The sequence below is a fragment of the Microcystis sp. LE19-195.1E genome, assembly GCF_027532095.1.
GTDB classification, from domain to species: domain Bacteria; phylum Cyanobacteriota; class Cyanobacteriia; order Cyanobacteriales; family Microcystaceae; genus Microcystis; species Microcystis aeruginosa.
Genome location: NZ_JAPZSZ010000322.1, coordinates 18,298 through 34,969, shown reverse-complemented (window position 1 = coordinate 34,969; position 16,672 = coordinate 18,298). Strand labels below are relative to the sequence as shown.

Annotated in this window: 16 protein-coding genes; 13 read left to right on the top strand and 3 right to left on the bottom strand. The window is 41.4% G+C overall.

What is annotated here, in order from left to right; all coding sequences use genetic code 11:
* Positions 1-371: 371 nt before the first annotated feature.
* Entirely contained in the window at positions 372-1,454 is a 1,083-nt protein-coding gene (locus O9300_RS17725) for an IS4 family transposase (RefSeq protein WP_287973051.1), read from the bottom strand.
* A gap of 275 nt (positions 1,455-1,729) precedes the next feature.
* Here O9300_RS17725 and O9300_RS17720 point away from each other — a divergent pair, with 275 nt between their 5' ends.
* The 3 genes from O9300_RS17720 (at position 1,730) to O9300_RS17710 (ending at position 3,239) form a co-directional block, all read left to right on the top strand.
* Positions 1,730-2,251, top strand: coding sequence for a photosystem I assembly protein Ycf3 (locus O9300_RS17720; protein WP_002770118.1), 522 nt, complete (start codon positions 1,730-1,732; stop codon positions 2,249-2,251).
* Between the two features lie 142 nt (positions 2,252-2,393).
* Positions 2,394-2,690, top strand: a complete 297-nt coding sequence (gatC, locus tag O9300_RS17715) for an Asp-tRNA(Asn)/Glu-tRNA(Gln) amidotransferase subunit GatC (protein WP_190720036.1) — start codon at positions 2,394-2,396, stop codon at positions 2,688-2,690.
* A gap of 147 nt (positions 2,691-2,837) precedes the next feature.
* Positions 2,838-3,239, top strand: a complete 402-nt coding sequence (locus tag O9300_RS17710; protein ID WP_002760121.1) for a phosphomannose isomerase type II C-terminal cupin domain — start codon at positions 2,838-2,840, stop codon at positions 3,237-3,239.
* Between the two features lie 918 nt (positions 3,240-4,157).
* Here the strand turns inward: O9300_RS17710 and O9300_RS17705 are convergent.
* Positions 4,158-5,173, bottom strand: a protein-coding gene (locus O9300_RS17705; RefSeq protein ID WP_287973053.1) for an IS630 family transposase whose coding sequence is annotated in 2 segments (ribosomal slippage) — positions 4,158-4,675 and positions 4,675-5,173 — 1,017 coding nt in all. Because the reading frame shifts where the segments join, the coding sequence is not laid out codon by codon here.
* Between the two features lie 477 nt (positions 5,174-5,650).
* Here O9300_RS17705 and O9300_RS17700 point away from each other — a divergent pair.
* The 8 genes from O9300_RS17700 (at position 5,651) to lepB (ending at position 14,236) form a co-directional block, all read left to right on the top strand.
* Positions 5,651-7,867, top strand: a complete 2,217-nt coding sequence (locus O9300_RS17700; protein WP_287973050.1) for an Hsp70 family protein — start codon at positions 5,651-5,653, stop codon at positions 7,865-7,867.
* A gap of 2 nt (positions 7,868-7,869) precedes the next feature.
* Positions 7,870-8,367: a LysM peptidoglycan-binding domain-containing protein gene (locus O9300_RS17695; protein ID WP_190718831.1), complete on the top strand. Its 498-nt coding sequence runs from the start codon at positions 7,870-7,872 to the stop codon at positions 8,365-8,367.
* Between the two features lie 20 nt (positions 8,368-8,387).
* On the top strand, positions 8,388-10,847 hold the full coding sequence (locus O9300_RS17690; protein WP_287739332.1) for a hypothetical protein: 2,460 nt from the start codon (positions 8,388-8,390) through the stop codon (positions 10,845-10,847).
* On the top strand, positions 10,847-11,233 hold the full coding sequence (locus O9300_RS17685; RefSeq protein WP_242029970.1) for a J domain-containing protein: 387 nt from the start codon (positions 10,847-10,849) through the stop codon (positions 11,231-11,233). Before O9300_RS17690 ends, O9300_RS17685 begins: the two co-directional genes overlap by 1 nt.
* Before the next feature lie 2 nt (positions 11,234-11,235).
* On the top strand, positions 11,236-11,703 hold the full coding sequence (locus O9300_RS17680; protein ID WP_190356653.1) for a nucleotide exchange factor GrpE: 468 nt from the start codon (positions 11,236-11,238) through the stop codon (positions 11,701-11,703).
* A gap of 384 nt (positions 11,704-12,087) precedes the next feature.
* Positions 12,088-12,459, top strand: coding sequence for a hypothetical protein (locus O9300_RS17675; protein WP_002797213.1), 372 nt, complete (start codon positions 12,088-12,090; stop codon positions 12,457-12,459).
* A gap of 368 nt (positions 12,460-12,827) precedes the next feature.
* Entirely contained in the window at positions 12,828-13,661 is an 834-nt protein-coding gene (gene mazG / locus O9300_RS17670; protein ID WP_287973046.1) for a nucleoside triphosphate pyrophosphohydrolase, read from the top strand.
* Positions 13,661-14,236 (top strand): signal peptidase I, encoded by a 576-nt coding sequence (gene lepB / locus O9300_RS17665; protein WP_147069874.1) that lies wholly within the window; start codon positions 13,661-13,663, stop codon positions 14,234-14,236. Before mazG ends, lepB begins: the two co-directional genes overlap by 1 nt.
* A 9-nt stretch (positions 14,237-14,245) precedes the next feature.
* Here lepB and O9300_RS17660 read toward each other — a convergent pair whose 3' ends face one another.
* A complete protein-coding gene (locus O9300_RS17660) occupies positions 14,246-14,734 on the bottom strand; it encodes a universal stress protein (protein ID WP_287732774.1) in 489 nt (162 codons plus the stop codon).
* Positions 14,735-14,752: 18 nt separating this feature from the next.
* Between O9300_RS17660 and O9300_RS17655 the strand changes: the two genes are divergently transcribed.
* A complete protein-coding gene (locus O9300_RS17655; RefSeq protein WP_287973043.1) occupies positions 14,753-15,670 on the top strand; it encodes a ribonuclease D in 918 nt (305 codons plus the stop codon).
* Positions 15,671-15,784: 114 nt separating this feature from the next.
* Positions 15,785-16,639 carry a prephenate dehydratase gene (gene pheA, locus O9300_RS17650; RefSeq protein ID WP_287973042.1) on the top strand — a complete coding sequence of 285 codons (855 nt, stop codon included), beginning with the start codon at positions 15,785-15,787 and terminating at the stop codon, positions 16,637-16,639.
* The last annotated feature ends 33 nt before the right edge of the window (positions 16,640-16,672 follow it).

Below are 16,672 nucleotides of genomic sequence, written 5' to 3'. Positions count from 1 at the left end.
TATTTTAGAGGTTTGGAACTGTATCCTAGGAGACCCCGAAAACAGGCTTCTGTAAGGTCGCTAAAGTCTGAGGAGAGAACCACCTCTGGGTGGGATTTCGCCAGGAATCTAATTCAAGTGGACTCGTTGAGCCAGAAATTCTCAGCAGTGATGCTAGAAGAATCCACGTCCGTTTACGGCGTGGGGTATGTCAATCCGAAATACCTCTACTAGATGGATAGACTAGCAAAGACCCTCTAATACTAAATCCGTTGAGCATAGGCTACATATCAGGACAGGCACTCATGCAATAGGCAATAGGCAAAAGGGCTGACGGGGTGACGATGTGGCTAAACAGCTTGCTGTATAATGTCCATAGCCCGTTGCCCCCTTTAATAAAAAGGAAGCTTATTGCTATTAATTCTCATTAATTCTTCTACCCAATCCCTCAGAAAATTACAAGTTGCTACCCAACTACTGCCATATAAACCTATCCAAAAATCACTATTTTTAGTGGTCTTCTGCTTGATTTTTCTCCTGCGTCCAATATATTCTGTTTGATTTTTGACTCGAATTGATTGTCCTTTGAAAGTAGAATGTGTATAAGCGATAGCGATTAACAAAACGAGTCTAGTTAATCGTTCAACACTAGCTTTCGCACCCTCTAAATTATCACCTCCAGTCTGACAATCTTTGAACATTGCTTCAATCCCTACTATCTTCTTATAAGCTTTAATTGTTTCAGGTAAATTCGGTAAATTAGTGAGCAGATACCAAGGTTCTAATTCTCCCATTCCTCTGTACTTTCTTTTCCAGTAGATTGCCATTGATACCCCAGTCAGTTGATGGGCTTTACTGACTTTAATATTCTTGAGAAATAAGCGATAACCTTGAGAGATATTTAACTTATTTAGCTCTTGAAACTCTTGATCTTCATCTTGAATATTCGTACTTTTTTTCTGTCGGAAAACAAACCCTATCTTCTTTTCTAATAGCCAGCTTGCTAGTTCTGCACTATGAAATTCTCTGTCTCCTAATACCACCATTTCGTAATTTTTCAACAACTTCAACACAGGACGAAGAATCGCTTGTTGTTCAGCTAAGTTGCTCGCTCCCCTCTTGTCAAGAAACTGCCAATAAATCGGAATCGCTCGTTTACCGATTACTATTCCTACCATAAATAAGTTTTTATCTTGACCTTGAGTTCTATCTAATACCAAGTAGATTCTTTCTCCTTTTTGATATTTTCGCTCAATTATTTGTTGAATGATCGGTAACCATAACAAGGAAACTGATAAACGGTCTAGTTTGAGCAATCTTTGAATTCTTTGACGACGACTTTCATATTTTATCGGTAATGAGAAGTGGGCAGCCAGCCTTTCTATTTTAACCGTTTTATGCACTTGCAGTAGCCAGACTAACATTTTTAAAGTGATTACTTGATCTTGTGTAAGGTAATGTGATAAAACATCCATGTATAATTTTTCTAGCCTTTTTGACGATTCGGTTAGACTACGCTGATTCCTGGCCGAATCTTTTTTACCACAAAATCGCTCTATTACCTATACCATCTTGCTTTTTACGAGGTCGTCACCCCGTCAGGCAAAAGGGGGAATAAATAATCATTCTTTAATAACCGGATTTAGTATAAATCGAAACCCTAGCCAGAAAAATCGGAAAAACAGCACTAGGGTTGCTCGCGAGTGCTATAAAGGTAGATAGTCATCTCGATCGCCTAATCGTCCTAACTATGCCACGCACTCAACGTAACGATAATTTTATTGATAAATCTTTTACCGTCATGGCGGATATCATTTTAAAGATACTCCCCGCCAATAAAAAAGCCAAGGAAGCCTTTGTTTATTACCGCGATGGGATGTCTGCCCAAGCTGACGGCGAATACGCCGAAGCCCTCGATAATTACTATGAGGCTTTAACATTAGAAGAGGATCCTAACGATCGCAGTTATATCCTCTACAATATCGGCATTATCCACGCTAGTAATGGCGAGCATGAAAAGGCTCTGGAATACTACGAAGAAGCTATCCAACTTAATCCCAGAATGCCCTCCGCTTTGAATAATATCGCCGTTATTTACCATTTTCAAGGGGAAAAAGCTAGAGAAGACGGTCAACAGGCCGAAGCGGAAGCACTCTACGACAAAGCGGCAGAATACTGGAAACAAGCCATCCGATTAGCCCCCAATAACTATATTGAAGCCCAAAACTGGCTGAAAATCACCGGGCGATCGGAAATTGATGTTTTCTTCTAAATTGAGAATTCAGGAGTCGGTCGTCAGGAGTCAGAATTCAGGAGTCGGTCGTCAGGAGATTGCTTTTATTTATTATCCCCACTCCCTCACTTCCCCACTCCCCCATTCCCCCATTCATAATTCATCATTCATCATTTCTCCCATGATCGATCGAGCTACAGTTGAAAAAATCGCCCATTTAGCCCGTTTAGAGATTAATAGCGGCGAAGAAGAACAATTTGCGGGGCAATTAAGCGGGATACTGGATTATTTCGACCAGTTAAGCGAATTAGACACGGAAAATGTGCCACCCACCACGCGAGCGATCGAAATTCAAAATATCACTCGCGCCGATAGTAATAGACTTTATCCCGATCACGAGGTCTTAGTGCAAGAATCGCCGGCCCCAGAAGGGGATTATTTCCGGGTTCCCCGTATTCTCAACACCGACGAAGACTAAATCAGTGATCAGTGATCAGATTTGAGTTTTCAGTTCACTGATTACTGATTACTGTTTACTGTTTACTGATCACTGATTTAGATGCCATCTAGGGTTTTTGCTGCTATCTTGGACTAAGATCAGACCTAGCAATGGAGACATAATATAATGATCGCATCTCAAGATGTGGCACCATTTCAGCTTATTTCGAGCGTAGAATCGGCAGCAACAGAATTTAGGCCCTGGGGTTCTTTCACCACTCTAGAAGAAGGTCTTGGTTATAAAATCAAGCGCATTGAAGTGAATCCGGGTCATCGTCTCAGTTTACAGATGCACTACCATCGCAGTGAACACTGGATTGTCGTTTCGGGAACGGCAAAAGTCACCTGTGGAGATAACGAAGAAATTCTCGGAGCCAATCAGTCCACTTATGTGCCGCAGTGTACCGCTCACCGCCTGGAAAACCCCGGGGTGATCAAATTGGTGTTAATTGAAGTACAAAATGGGGAATATTTAGGAGAGGATGATATAGTCCGTTTTCAGGATGATTATGCTCGCCATCAGAGCTAAGACTGTGTTTAGGGAGACAGAAGGGGAAGAAACTATTTTTCGCCCAAAAAACCTTTTTAGGTTAGTCTGCCTGACTGTCTTCCCTACCCTCAAGGCTTGTCAAGTTCTAGAAAAATTTTCTTTTCGGGCTGGGTAGCGGTTTTCTTCATGGGAGGTAAAGGCGCGGGGACGGGGATTGATTTTGACCATGTTGTGAGCAAAGAACGGGTAAAATCAGCAGAAAAATAAACTTCCCCTAGACCCTGTTTAGGAAGCTTGAGGAAAGCTGGGTTAGGGGAAATGATTTATTCCTTTGCTGGATTAACTTCAGCATATAACTCTCATTTGTCAGGACTATAACGGCCGGATGTCAATTCTGTGACAAAGAAAAGCCCCTCAGGAGTCGGGCAAGAGGCAAGGGGCAATGATTCATGGGGGAGGGAGTGAGGAAACGGCTTAATCTTGTTGATAAATGCGGCAAAAAACCAAGGGAATTTGCAAAAAATAAACTATATGTAGGGTTTGCTGAATAAATGTGAAATGTAGGCAAGGTAGGGGTTTTGTGGCTTTTCTTGCTCCCACAGGTGCAAGATTTTGAGAGAATCGTGCTTCAAAACCTGGCGTCTTCATCGGCCCGCGTCCTGTAGGGGCGAAGCATTCGGGCAATAACCTATCGGTGAAACCGTAGATTTTCTATCCGAATGCTTCGCCCCTACTTTTTGCCGCAAACCCTATCTATCAAGGGATTTACTATACCTGAACTTCCCCCGTATAAATATACTAGCTATGGCTAAAAGTCTTACAGAGCCTGAGTTAAAGCAATGTACTACTAAGAAACTACTGGCTACAAAATCCTGAAATCCTTACGCAGACAGGGTTTGAGGCAAAATTTTTCAAATTTGACCCTTCGACCATTATATAGCAATCCTAAATCATTTTTTAAAAACAACTGTATTGATGAATTTTAGGAAAATCAAATTTATGATCATCAATACAAAATTCAAATAAAAATTTGACAATCTTAAAAGACTTGCATAAATACCAGTATTTTCTTAAAAAGTTTTTCCCTTGCAACCAAACATCTTCCACTGGATTCTGTTGTGGAGCATTCGGTGCAAATAAAATACAAGTAATTGGCCATTCATTAGCTTTCTTTCCATTATTTATTTCTTCTAAGAACTCTTTGAACTCTCCAAATTTATGATAGCTTGCTCCATCCCAAATAAAAATCATTCTTTTATCTTTATATTCGTTTTGTAAATGTTTTGCAAATTTAACGGTTGATTCGACCTCTCCCGAACAGTAACCTTCAATATGAAACTTCTTAGTCTTGTAGTTCAATGCTCCAAAATATGTTTGTCTTTCTTTTTCATTTTTAATGGGTACTTCTACTCTACTTTCTGTTTCTCCCCATACATATCCAGTTAAGTCTCCATTCAGCAAGTGACATTCATCTAAAATAATACTATTATTTCCCCAGATTCGATTTCATCCTTGTTTTGAGCCAATACCTTCTGAATTTCTTTCTTCTTTTTTTCGACTAACTCTTGATCGAATTTTGGATTACTTTTTTGAGATTTTTGACCACTTATTTTCGCCAGCGAAAACAAATGATAATAACTTTGTTGGGATTTGTCAATAACACTATAATGTTGGCTGATATAATCGATTAATTCATCCATGTTCCAATAACTCTTTGCTTTCAACCACCCGATTACCTCATGGGTCTGGTCATCTGTTAAATATCCGATCGATCCTTTATATCCTATTCTAATTCCTTCGATTCCTTTTGTTTTAAATATATTTCGACCGTAATATATAAAAGATTGCTTGACACAGAGTATTTTGCTGATTTCTTCACAGGTTTTACCTTCGAGGGACATCTTTACTGAGAGCGCTCGTTTCATTTCTCTTGAATCTATTACACTTTTTATAAATAGTTCTAATTCAGCGATTTGTAGTTCCTTGCTTTGCTTCTCCAATCCTGTGTAATTCATTTTTTATTGGGTATAATTAAACATTATATTATCTTATCACTTTTTTGAAAATAATTTAGGATCGCTATAGCTTGTTTCGGGGCAGAAAACCATCAAAAACATGGCTACAGAGGGAATCGCTGACTCTAGAGATTAATGACACCATCTGTTACGCTAAGGTTAGCGATCACTATACAGCCAACTCTACGGAATCGCTCTACTCCAGATACAGTCAACGGTACAGCCATTTTCAAGGGGAAAATGTACCCAGTGGTCGCTTGTCAATTTTTTCTGAGAAGCCCCATGCAGTAAGGGTTTTGTTGATTTTTTAGTATTTCTGTATGGGTGAAGTCCAGCCATACCTCATTAGACTGAAAATCGCTATAGTATTTCCTTTAACAAATAGAGTAATCATGGGTATAATAAGAGCAATCTTAAAAAAGATGAAGGTATCCGATGGGTAATATTGTCGGGATAGATTTGGGTACGACAAATTCAGTAGCGGCATTTAAATTAGCGGGGGTGGAGGTAGTGACCGCCGCAGATAACTCGCCTCCGGAGAGAAAATTAACCCGATCGCTCGTCTCCCTAGCCGGAGAGGGGCTGATCGTGGGAGAGGAAGCCTACAGACAGATCAAGGCGACCCCAGAAAACGTGATCATGTCGATCAAGCGTTTGATGGGTAGGAGTTTTAGCGATACTATCGTTCAGGAGCAAATACCCCGTTTAAGCTATAAAGTCACTCGCTCGAGCCGGGGTACGGAGGATAGTCTATCGGTATGGTTAGGGGGCAAGGAATACGAACCGGAAGACATATCGGCCGAGATTTTAAAAAAAGTAGTAGCTAATGCCCAGAATTATCAAGGGGCTAACGGTCAGAAAAGCCGGATAAAGGAAGCTGTGATCACTATTCCCGCCTATTTTAACGATAAACAGCGTCACGCCACGCAGATGGCGGCAAAACGGGCTGGTATCATCGCCTGCGAGTTGCTCTCAGAACCGACCGCGGCGGCAATTTCCTACGGTTATAAACCGGATTCGGAGGAGGTAAAAACTATACTGGTGTACGATTTCGGTGGCGGTACTTTCGATTCTTGTTTGATCACCGCCGCAGGAAATCAATTTATAGAATCGGGGAAAGCTGGGGATCTCTGGTTAGGAGGAGATGATATAGATGCACAATTAATGGGATTTGTCAAGGAAAAAGTGGCACAAGAAGAAGCTCTAGAGGATGTGGACGCTCTGATCGCCGCGATGCCCCATTATCAAAGGGTAAGATTTTTAGGGGATTTCAAGAGTGCCGTAGAGAGGGCAAAGATAGATTTAAGTAGTGCTGAAAGTGCTGCCATCATCCCCGCAACCCCGTTGATCGATGAGATGGGTATGGCGATCACCATTTCCGTGACGATTAAGAGGAGTGAATTTGAAGAGATGATCCGGCCCCTAGTGGAGAAAACGATCGCCATCTGTCAAGAAGCGATCCGGTATTCCGACTATCCCGAAGATCTGATCGATGTGGTGTTATTAGTGGGGGGTTCCTCCCAGATTCCTTTCGTCCAACAGGAAGTTAAAAGAGTTTTCGGTTCCGAGAGGGTGGTAGTTCATCGACGGCCGATGTATGCAGTAGCGGAGGGAGCAGCGATCGTGGCTGCTGGTTTAACAGAGAAGGTAATGACCGTATCCCGTGATTACTGTATCCACTTGGCCGACAGCAGCCAATATCGGATCATCAAACAGGGGGATATATTACCCGTTAAAACCACCCACAGTTTTAAAACCGAAGTGGATGATCAGAGCCTGATCCATTTTAAATTTTATAGTCCGGATCGGGTGCGGGAAGAAAGTACCGGGGAGAAGTGCGACGAGAAAATTGGGGAAATGTGGTTAGCCCTCGATCGACCCTATCCAAAGGGTACAGAAATATTACTAGCCGTTTCCCTAGACGAACAGAATAATTCTCTATCGATGGTAGCAAGTTTAAAAAATGACCCCTCGATCAAAGTGAGTTCCGATTTTTCCCGCGGGGGTGAGGACGAGGCGATATCGCGACAGGTAGAAGAAAGTATCGAGGAGATGAACCGTAAGGAGTTATTAACCACGGTAGGGGCCGAATACGTCTATCAAATAGCTGGGGAAATAGTTCGGGCGGCCAATCAAATCCGCGGAGAGGATGGAAAATCGCGGCAAGATCGGGTCAAGGTAGCCAGGGAAAAATTACAGGAGTTAAAAACTTACACCTGCGAGGATAGTAGTCAGGGTAAAATCCTGATCTCCGAGTTCGAGTTCGTTTTAAAATACTGTCAAATTCTGGTTCCGGAAGAACAACAGGCACGCATCGAACAACTGATCGAAGATTTAAATAAAGCTATCAATAACGGTAATCTTTCGGCTATACAGCGATTAAATGAAACGGCAATACAGGAGAGGAAAAATTTATCCGAATTGTTGCTGCTGCTGCTATTGTGTCGTAGCGTCATCACCCGAACTGGAGTGGTAAATCAAGCCAGCGCGGATAGTATGGCGAGAAAATTCCTCGCGGTTATCACCGCTTTGGCAGCGGGGGATCGAGAAACGGCGGAACGAGAATTACAGCGATTATTACCGGAAGTTCGCCAGAATTGCGAGATCGAATTACCGACAGGCAATGTGGCCACTGGATTAACCCGATTTTAATTATGAGTAAAATTAATTGTCCCGTTTGTCAACGATCGAACGTGGAGGGGAATGTTTGCCCCAATTGCGAGACGGATTTATCCTCTCTACGTCTTTTAATGGAACTATCTCCCGTTGTCGATAATCCGACTGCAACTAACCGCCGCGGCTTATTACTGGGATTGGCTCTTTTGCTGTTAATTTTGGGGATTTTTCTGGGCGCTATCGCTTCTAATCTATTCCCCCGTTCCCTAATCCCTGTCAGCGAATCTAGTCCCGTTATCCCTCCTGTTGGGGAACTGATCGCGCCATCGAAGGAGGTGACTAGAACTGTCTGCGTGGATGGGTTTAACTATCGGGTTCGAGCGGGTGATTCCCTATCTCGTATCGCTCAACGTTTTTACGGAGATGAGTCTCTATTATCTCCCATACTTGAGGGTAATCCTTTTTTGCTTGATCGGCTCGATTCTCTCGAGGTCGGTGAAAAGTTATTGATCCCCAACTCTGATAAATCCTGTTAATTTTACCCAGTACGAATATTATGTTAGTTTTCTTGGGCTATGCTATTGGATTTGTTTTAGCTTTTTTTCTCGCCATTAGTTTAACGGCTGTTTTTTTAGGGTTTCCTACTAATAAGGACAATAACTATTCCTCAAGACAATCAGAAATATTAACCGGCTTTGGTTGCGTACTTGTCATTATATTTATCCTCTTTGTCCTCAAAAATTGGCTGGCTTTAGATGAGAATTTTATCACTTATTTTTCTATCACTACATTTGTTTTGATTTTCTTGGTTTTTTATGGACGAATAGAAGGAATTAAAAAGGGCAGAGAACTGGCGAATAAGGCGATAAAATTACAAGCGGAAGATACGGGAAACCCTTTCGAGAAAGGAAAGTTATCGGAGGCGTTAAAATTCTACCAAGAGGCTAACAAATTAATTAATGATCCTAAGTTAAGATCTTTAGAGAAAAATCTTGAACAAGAATTAGAAAAAAGAAAAAAATTTCTGGATTTTTTTAAACAGGGCAAGGAGTTGGGAAATCGGAGATATTTTAAGAAGGCTTTAGGGGTACTGGAAAGCGCACAGGCTCTTTATTCCCATCACCGAATCCGTTTAGAAATCCAGCAATGTCAATTACAGGTAGAGCCAGAAAATATCTGTCAAGTAAGACTTAAAAAAGCCCAGGAATTAGCCCGACAGGGACAACTAAAACAATCGAGAGAGTTAATAAATAAAGCCCTAGCAGATTTCCAGCGACTGGACGTTAAAAACCTATTAACTAAGGTAGAACAGATAACGATCGGCTTCAATTATTTTGAACAGGGAGTGGCTGCCGAAAAAAACGGCGATCTAAACAAGGCGATAGATAACTATCGAAAAGCCCTACTCATGACACCCGAATTAATCGATATAAACCGGCGATTAGGCATGACGAATATTAAAGCGGGGAACTATCGGGAGGGAATAGAACAATTAGAGGGAATCGAAGATAGGGAATCGATCTACTTCCGGGGTTACGGTTATGCGAGATTAAAGGAATGGAGGAAAGCGCGTCGGGAATGGAAAAAGATCGATCGACCGGAAATTAAAGAACAGATAGAGCTGCTCACCCGATATAGCCAAAGGGAAAAATTAACTCTACAGCAGGAAATACAAGAACTAATTCAAGAAGAAAACCTAGAATTAGCCCGCTCGAAAAGCGAGGTGTTTTTAGAGAAATTCGGCGATGACCCTCAAGTTAGCCAGAACTTAAGCAATCATATCGTCTCCCGGATAGCCCATCAACTCTGGATGTCTCAGGATCGAGAAAAAATCCTTATCAACGCCGAGAGGGAATGGGAAAGAAAACGCAATCTGGAATCATTGCACAATTTGGCAATCGCCCTTTATTATCGATCGGTAGAAAATCCCGCTACCCTAGAGAAATTAATACCCGTCTGGTTATCCGCTACGGCGAATTTAAATCTCAACACCAGTATCAGGAATATGGTTTGGAAAGTTATCGATGACGGTGATATACGGGACTTAGAGGCACAATTAACCCGAATACTTGAGGAGCTGATCGATCGAACCAAAGAAGACCTAAATTACTACCTGCAACTTCGCGATCTTTACCGTCGCGATACTGTCGCCCTAGGGTTATTACGGGATAATCCTGTAGAGGGAATCCATATCGAAGGGTTAACCATCCTACCTGGGTTGTATCGGACTCACCCTGATAGAAATACTGTTAAACTGCCCGATCAATTCTGGGCGACTCTCTATACCCGTTGGGGGGAATCGGTGGCTGCCTGTTTGCAGGGGGATCGGGTTCGCGGAGTCGCATTAAAACCCCTAACCTGCCAATCTAATCTCGAACAGATAGCTAATACTTTTGTATCATTCCATCAAGGTTGTCATTATCTACAACAGAAACAGTGGCAAAAAGCCGAGAATCCTTTAAAAGAGGCGAAACCAGCCCTTAAAAATCACCCAGAATGGATTGAGGAGATCGATCGACTTTACCTAGAATTACAGGAGGAGATTGAGGGTTTCGAGAATCTATTAAGGATGAATAGAAATTGGTACGAGTTAGTACAAACTACTAACTCGAAAATGTATTACGTCCGAGATAAAGCCTTGGAAATAGTCAGGAGATTGGATGAGCAAAAGATAGACGATTCCAAAGCTTTAAGCGAACTGGAGAAATTAAAACAGATAGATTACAATAATGCCATACTAAACGAATTCATCGAGGAGATTATTTTTAGAAAAGACGTAAGGGAAGTAGGGCGATTGATGGAGCGCAATCAATTTTCTGAGGCGATCAAAAAGGCGAAACGATCGAGATCACAAAAACTCCGTCACCTTACCGCCCAATTCTGTCTCGATCTTTTAAGAGAAAATTATCAAAAATTACCCCAAGAATTACTAATAGAACTTGTTAGATCGGCTTACGAATTATGCCCAGATGCTCCAGAGTTTCGAGAAGTCTATAAACTATTTCATATTATTTAATGGGAGTTAGATTAATGTACGATAATTTAGATAGTAATCCTTACGATATTCTAGAAATTTCCCCCGCCGCTTCCACTGCCGAAATCACTAAAGCTTTCGGTCTAGCTATGAAACGCCGTAGGTATTCTATGGATAGCATAGCTAAAGCGCGTAAGATATTAATGAATCCTCAAGATAGGATAGTTGCGGATTATTTACGTCCTCATCTCCCTCTGGTTCAACGCTTGAAAACCATGTCTTTCTCGGAATTGTCTGAACCTTTACCATCTTTAGAAATCTTAAATACCATGGATGATATTAATAATTACGATCAAGAACAACTTAAAAAAGTTGCTGGCGAACTGGCTTCATCGATACTCAAAGACCTTAATTTTTTGGAGGAATAAGGATGAATAATTACAAAATTAGCGAAGAAGATAGAAACAAATTATTAAGCCTAATTATAAATTTAACCAAAGAGGAGGCAAGTTTAAAACAAGCTTTACGGCAGCAAGGAGAGAACAATCGCTCGGAAAAAGAACAGATTTTTTTAGAACTATTAGAGGTATTTGATACCCTCGAATCGTTATTAAATTATTTAGAATATCGACACGAACCAGATGATCGAGTCGGGAAAAGATTACCGAAATCTTTAAAAAGTGTACAGACAAAATTATTAAGTATTCTAGAAAAACGTCAGGTGCTGAAAATAGAACTATCCGCTGATCAGCCAGATTTTACTATCTGTCAGGTGGTCGCTCGAGAAATACGCCCCGATTTGGAAGAACAGACGATCACAAAAATAGTCAGGCAGGGATTTACAATCGAGGATAAATTACTCAGACCGATGGAGGTTATTACATCTAAACAAGAATAGATAACCCCTTGCCACTTCCCACTCCCCACTCCGGCGCTCCCGTCCACCTATTTTCTGAGAATTCTAGAGGTACTTGTAAATATTTGTTACAACGAGACGAGGAAAAATCTGACGGCAGGGACACAAGAAAGGATTAGCGACGGGGATCAAGAATTTCAGCAGGAAATTGTATTGGGGATCAAGAGAAACCGATTGTAAAGTTTTCGATACCTCTCGCCGATTCTTGTAATAGTTCGATACATATAACATAGATGATCAGCGATGATTGTAAATTTATATTGCGAATAGCTCATCTTCTTCGGTGTTTTCCCTATACTGGTTTCCATCAACTTTGAGCCGACGTGCAGAAAAGTTAGACCACCAAGTTTGTAAGAGGTCAGGAAGATGCAATTAACCGCAAGAAATAACTGGGGCCACGTTTCTTTAGCAATGCTAAAAAGCTTTCTTCTCTGGAGTTTCGTCCTCACTGTCTGTTTATTAGTAGTGGGATTTCCTTTAGTAGTATTAATGATGACAGTGGGAGCATTGTCGGCGATTATCTTACAGTCAGTTTTACCGATTAGTTCCGTGCTTTTAGTTGCGGGAATGATTATTGGTATTAATATTTTGGCTATCCTAATTAGTGCCGCTTTATTAACAGCAAAAGGTGTTCATCCCCATGAAGTTAGCTGGCTGCACTGGTTACACGGTGAGGTAAAAACCTCTCATCAAGCTGTTTATGCTTCTTGTCCCCTAACTTGCGGGGTAGTTCATTAAATCTGATTTTCTTACAGTGGAATTACTTACCTTTTTTCTATTTAGATTTATTTAAGTTTTCAACTGCTTTATCGGTTGACTATACAGATTCCAAGCTAGTGGAACCCGGTTTTCCCGGGTTTTTTCATCGTTATTGAGCTAAAGCAGTTATCTGAATGGTGAGGTACGAAGTTTTCCTTTTGGGGAGTCGGTCGCCGGTCGTCGATATCAAATTATGAGAAAGGCTGTAACTGAATATTAGAAGATAGGGAAATAAAAGCTTTTTTGCTGTGATCGGTAAACAGTGATCAGTTAACTGAAAACTCACATCTGATCACTGATAACTGATAACTAACCGGTATAATGGGCGAGAAAACCGGAAAAAATCGATGTCTAGCCTTCCAGAAACCGACAATCCCAGTTACAAGGCCATCTTAGCCGCATTAAACCATTTAATCACCGTTGTTGCCCGTTTACGAGATCCAGAAAGCGGCTGTCCTTGGGATTTAGTCCAAACCCCGGAAACCCTAATTCCCTACGTTATCGAAGAAGCTTATGAGGTGGTAGCGGCGATTAAAAGTGGTGATAAAACTGCCATTGCCGAGGAATTAGGCGATTTACTGCTACAGGTGGTTTTACAAGCCCAAATTGCCAGCGATGAGGGTAATTTTAGCCTACAAGAAGTGGCTAGAGGCATCACCGATAAATTAATTCGTCGTCATCCCCACGTTTTTGGGGAGCTATCCCTAGAAAATCCCGAACAGGTGCGTCAAAATTGGGAGAAAATCAAAGCTGAGGAAAAAAATGACCCGACTATTAGCGGCAAATTAACCCGTTATGCCCAAACTTTACCACCCTTGATGGGAGCGATGAAAATTTCTCGGCAAGCAGCGCGAGTCGGTTTTGAATGGGAAAATATCGCAGGAGTCTGGGAAAAATTTGGCGAAGAGTTAGCAGAATGGCAAGAGTCCCTAGAATCGGGCGATAAAGAGCATCAACAGGCCGAATTAGGCGATTTACTCTTTACTATTGTCAATCTTGCTCGCTGGTATAATTTAGACCCCAGTATCGCTTTACAAGAGACTAATCTGCGTTTTATTCAACGTTTTTCCCTAGTGGAATCTGTCGCAGAAAAGCCTCTCCATGACTATACACTAGAGGAATTAACAGTTTTCTGGCAGCAAGCGAAAGCTAAGTTACATCAACCATCATCTGGGCAATAATGCAAGAGCAAGAAATTAATAAGGACAAATCTAAGAGTTTTTGGGCTTCTATTCGAGAAAATCTGCAAATTATCGCTATAGCTTTAGTTTTAGCCCTATTGATCCGCACTTTTGTGGCTGAACCTCGTTTTATCCCCTCCGATTCTATGTTACCCACTTTAGAACAGGGCGATCGCTTAGTGGTGGAAAAACTTTCCTACGATTTCCATCCCCCTCGACGGGGGGATATCGTCGTCTTTGAACCGCCGGCACAATTACAATTACAGGGATATCAAAAGGACCAAGCTTTTATTAAAAGAGTGATTGCCACCGCAGGGGATGTAATTGCTGTCAAGGAGGGCAAAATTTACCTGAATAATCAACCCTTGTCAGAGGATTATATTCTCGAATCCCCTCAATATAATTTAATGCCTTTGCTTGTGCCGGAAAATAATTTATTTGTCATGGGAGACAATCGCAATAATAGCAATGACTCCCATATCTGGGGGTTTTTACCGGAAAATAACGTGATTGGTAGGGCGGTTTTTCGCTTTTTTCCTTTTAATCGTTTGGGGATTTTAGGGGGGAATAGCTAACAGGAATTTTTAGTCTTGATGATGTTGAACAATTAAGACGGAACAGGGGGCATGATGGAGAACATAATTACTCACACTACCTAAGAATAACTCTCCTAGACCCGATCGCCCACGCCGACCGATGACAATTAAATCAATATTTTCCTCTCGCGCCACTTTACAGATAGTTTTGGCTGCATGACCGTAAATTTGCCGGTATTCTCCCTTTACACCCATTTCTCCCGCTTGACTAGCTCTTTTTTCCAACATGGCCACCCCTTTCTCCTCGAATTCTTCCCATTGTTGCCGCCAAAAATCGAGAGTGAGATCATTACCCTGGGCGGGGTAAATATCGGCTAAATTGGGTGGAATCGGTAAAGGGCTATAATCTTCTTCAGGGGAAAGGACGTGCAGTAGTAGGAGGTTAGCTTCGTACTTACTGGCTAAGGATACAGCCTCCTTAAAGACACTCTCCCCCATCTCCGACAAATCTACTGCTATCAAGATTTTTTGATACATTTTTCAGCCTCTGCAACCATGCCTTATTTGACGGAATCCGACGCTATTAGGAATGCGATCGATCACTTTTCTCATTTTCCCATTCTTTGGTTAGATACGGAAGTAGCCGATTACAATAGCAAGACTCCCCGTTTGTCTCTGATTCAAATTCTTGCTGATTCCACGGACTTAACGGGTGAGCGGGTGACAATTTTGGATGTTCTTGATAGACCCGATCTTACTAACTATTTTATCACTAAAATCATGCTGGTTGACCGGATAGAAAAGGTTTTTCACAATGCTAGTTATGATTGTAAATTTTTGGGCGGTAAAAGCAAAGTTAAAAAAATTACCTGTACCCTAGAGTTAGCTAAAAAGGTTCCCTACTATATTGCTCCTTTACCCAATTATCAACTGAAAACCGTGGCTGAATGTCTTTGTCATTTTCCCGCTATCGATAAAAGTGAACAGGGGGGTAATTGGGTCAAAAGACCTTTAACTGTTGCCCAGCTAGAATATGCACAAAAAGACCCCGTATATACGGCCCAAATCCATCATCGTCTTTTGCAGCTTTCCCATTTAATTACTCCCGATCCCGCGGGTGAGAATCTCGAAAGATTAACTAATCGTTATTGGGAAATTTACCAGCAATGGAAGATTTTAGATACAGAGATGGAACATCTCAAGGAACGTTTAAAGTCGGCAATTATCCAGCAAGAGGCTGCGGAGATTAACGGTTTTTCGGTCAGTTACCAAAATCGCACCAGCAAAAAAGTTAAACTGGCCGAATTAGCCAAAGTTGTCTATTTATCGGGACAGGATAGCCAAATATCTCTCTCCTTAACTAATGATCTTCTCAAAGAATTGGGGGATTTAGCCCAAGGGTTAACCATCGAGGAAACGCACCAAAAAATCAGTCAATTGACTATCAAACAAAGTGAAGCTGACTTGACATGATTATGGCAGAATTCAGCAGATAGGACATAGGAGTCAATACCAAATTAGGTTATACTTGATGTTGACGAGAAAGGCTGTAATAGCTAGAAAAAATTGCTTGCGGGGATAATCTAAATGACTGTAAAGATCGCTTATCTGGGGCCGGTGGGAACCTATTCAGAAACAGCCGCTTTAGCATTTGCTAATAGTTTACCACCCCAGCCTCGTCAATTAATACCCTATCCTAGCATTGCCTTGGCCCTGGGATCGGTTGTCCAAAATCAGGCCGATTTAGCAGTGGTCCCGGTGGAAAATTCCACCGAAGGAAGTGTGGTAATGACTCTTGATGCTTTATGGCAATTACCTGGGTTACAGATTCAACAAGAATTAGTTTTACCGATTTCCCATGCACTTCTATCTCCTAGGCAATCGCTAACAGAAATTAAAACCGTTTATTCTCATCCCCAAGCTTTAGCCCAATGTCAAAAATGGCTAGAAAATAATTTACCTAACGTGCCGATTATTCCCACCAATTCTACCACAGAAGCGATTCAAATTCTCGATCGAGAGGCTAATTCGTCCGCGATTGCTTCTCCCCGGGCAGCAAAACTCTATAATGTACCAATACTAATACAACCAATTAATGATTATCCCGATAATTGTACCCGTTTTTGGGTCATGGCTTTAACTTCCCATCGCCAAGGTGAGCGAATGTCCCTCGCTTTTCAAGTTTTAGATCAACCCGGCGCTTTAGTCAAACCCTTAGAAGTTTTTGCCAAACGTCAGCTTAATTTATCTCGGATCGAATCGCGACCAACTAAAATATCTTTAGGGGAATACATATTTTTTATTGATCTAGAAATTAATCCAGATCAACAGCATTTAATCGCGGCAACTTTAGAAGAATTAACCAATTATACCGACGCGATCAAGGTTTTTGGTGCTTATCAGGTGGTTAATTTGCCTGTAGAAAGTTTAGAGGAATTATAAACTAAATTCCTCATAAATTACAGAAATTAAATA

Coding starts and splice junctions, on each gene's coding strand:
- O9300_RS17690 (WP_287739332.1), top strand. CDS start 8,388: ATGTTAGTTTTCTTGGGCTATGCTATTGGATTTGTTTTAGCTTTTTTT.
- O9300_RS17685 (WP_242029970.1), top strand. CDS start 10,847: ATGGGAGTTAGATTAATGTACGATAATTTAGATAGTAATCCTTACGAT.
- O9300_RS17695 (WP_190718831.1), top strand. CDS start 7,870: ATGAGTAAAATTAATTGTCCCGTTTGTCAACGATCGAACGTGGAGGGG.
- O9300_RS17660 (WP_287732774.1), bottom strand. CDS start 14,734: ATGTATCAAAAAATCTTGATAGCAGTAGATTTGTCGGAGATGGGGGAG.
- mazG (WP_287973046.1), top strand. CDS start 12,828: ATGTCTAGCCTTCCAGAAACCGACAATCCCAGTTACAAGGCCATCTTA.
- O9300_RS17675 (WP_002797213.1), top strand. CDS start 12,088: ATGCAATTAACCGCAAGAAATAACTGGGGCCACGTTTCTTTAGCAATG.
- pheA (WP_287973042.1), top strand. CDS start 15,785: ATGACTGTAAAGATCGCTTATCTGGGGCCGGTGGGAACCTATTCAGAA.
- O9300_RS17725 (WP_287973051.1), bottom strand. CDS start 1,454: ATGGATGTTTTATCACATTACCTTACACAAGATCAAGTAATCACTTTA.
- O9300_RS17700 (WP_287973050.1), top strand. CDS start 5,651: ATGGGTAATATTGTCGGGATAGATTTGGGTACGACAAATTCAGTAGCG.
- gatC (WP_190720036.1), top strand. CDS start 2,394: ATGATCGATCGAGCTACAGTTGAAAAAATCGCCCATTTAGCCCGTTTA.
- O9300_RS17710 (WP_002760121.1), top strand. CDS start 2,838: ATGATCGCATCTCAAGATGTGGCACCATTTCAGCTTATTTCGAGCGTA.
- O9300_RS17720 (WP_002770118.1), top strand. CDS start 1,730: ATGCCACGCACTCAACGTAACGATAATTTTATTGATAAATCTTTTACC.
- lepB (WP_147069874.1), top strand. CDS start 13,661: ATGCAAGAGCAAGAAATTAATAAGGACAAATCTAAGAGTTTTTGGGCT.
- O9300_RS17655 (WP_287973043.1), top strand. CDS start 14,753: ATGCCTTATTTGACGGAATCCGACGCTATTAGGAATGCGATCGATCAC.
- O9300_RS17680 (WP_190356653.1), top strand. CDS start 11,236: ATGAATAATTACAAAATTAGCGAAGAAGATAGAAACAAATTATTAAGC.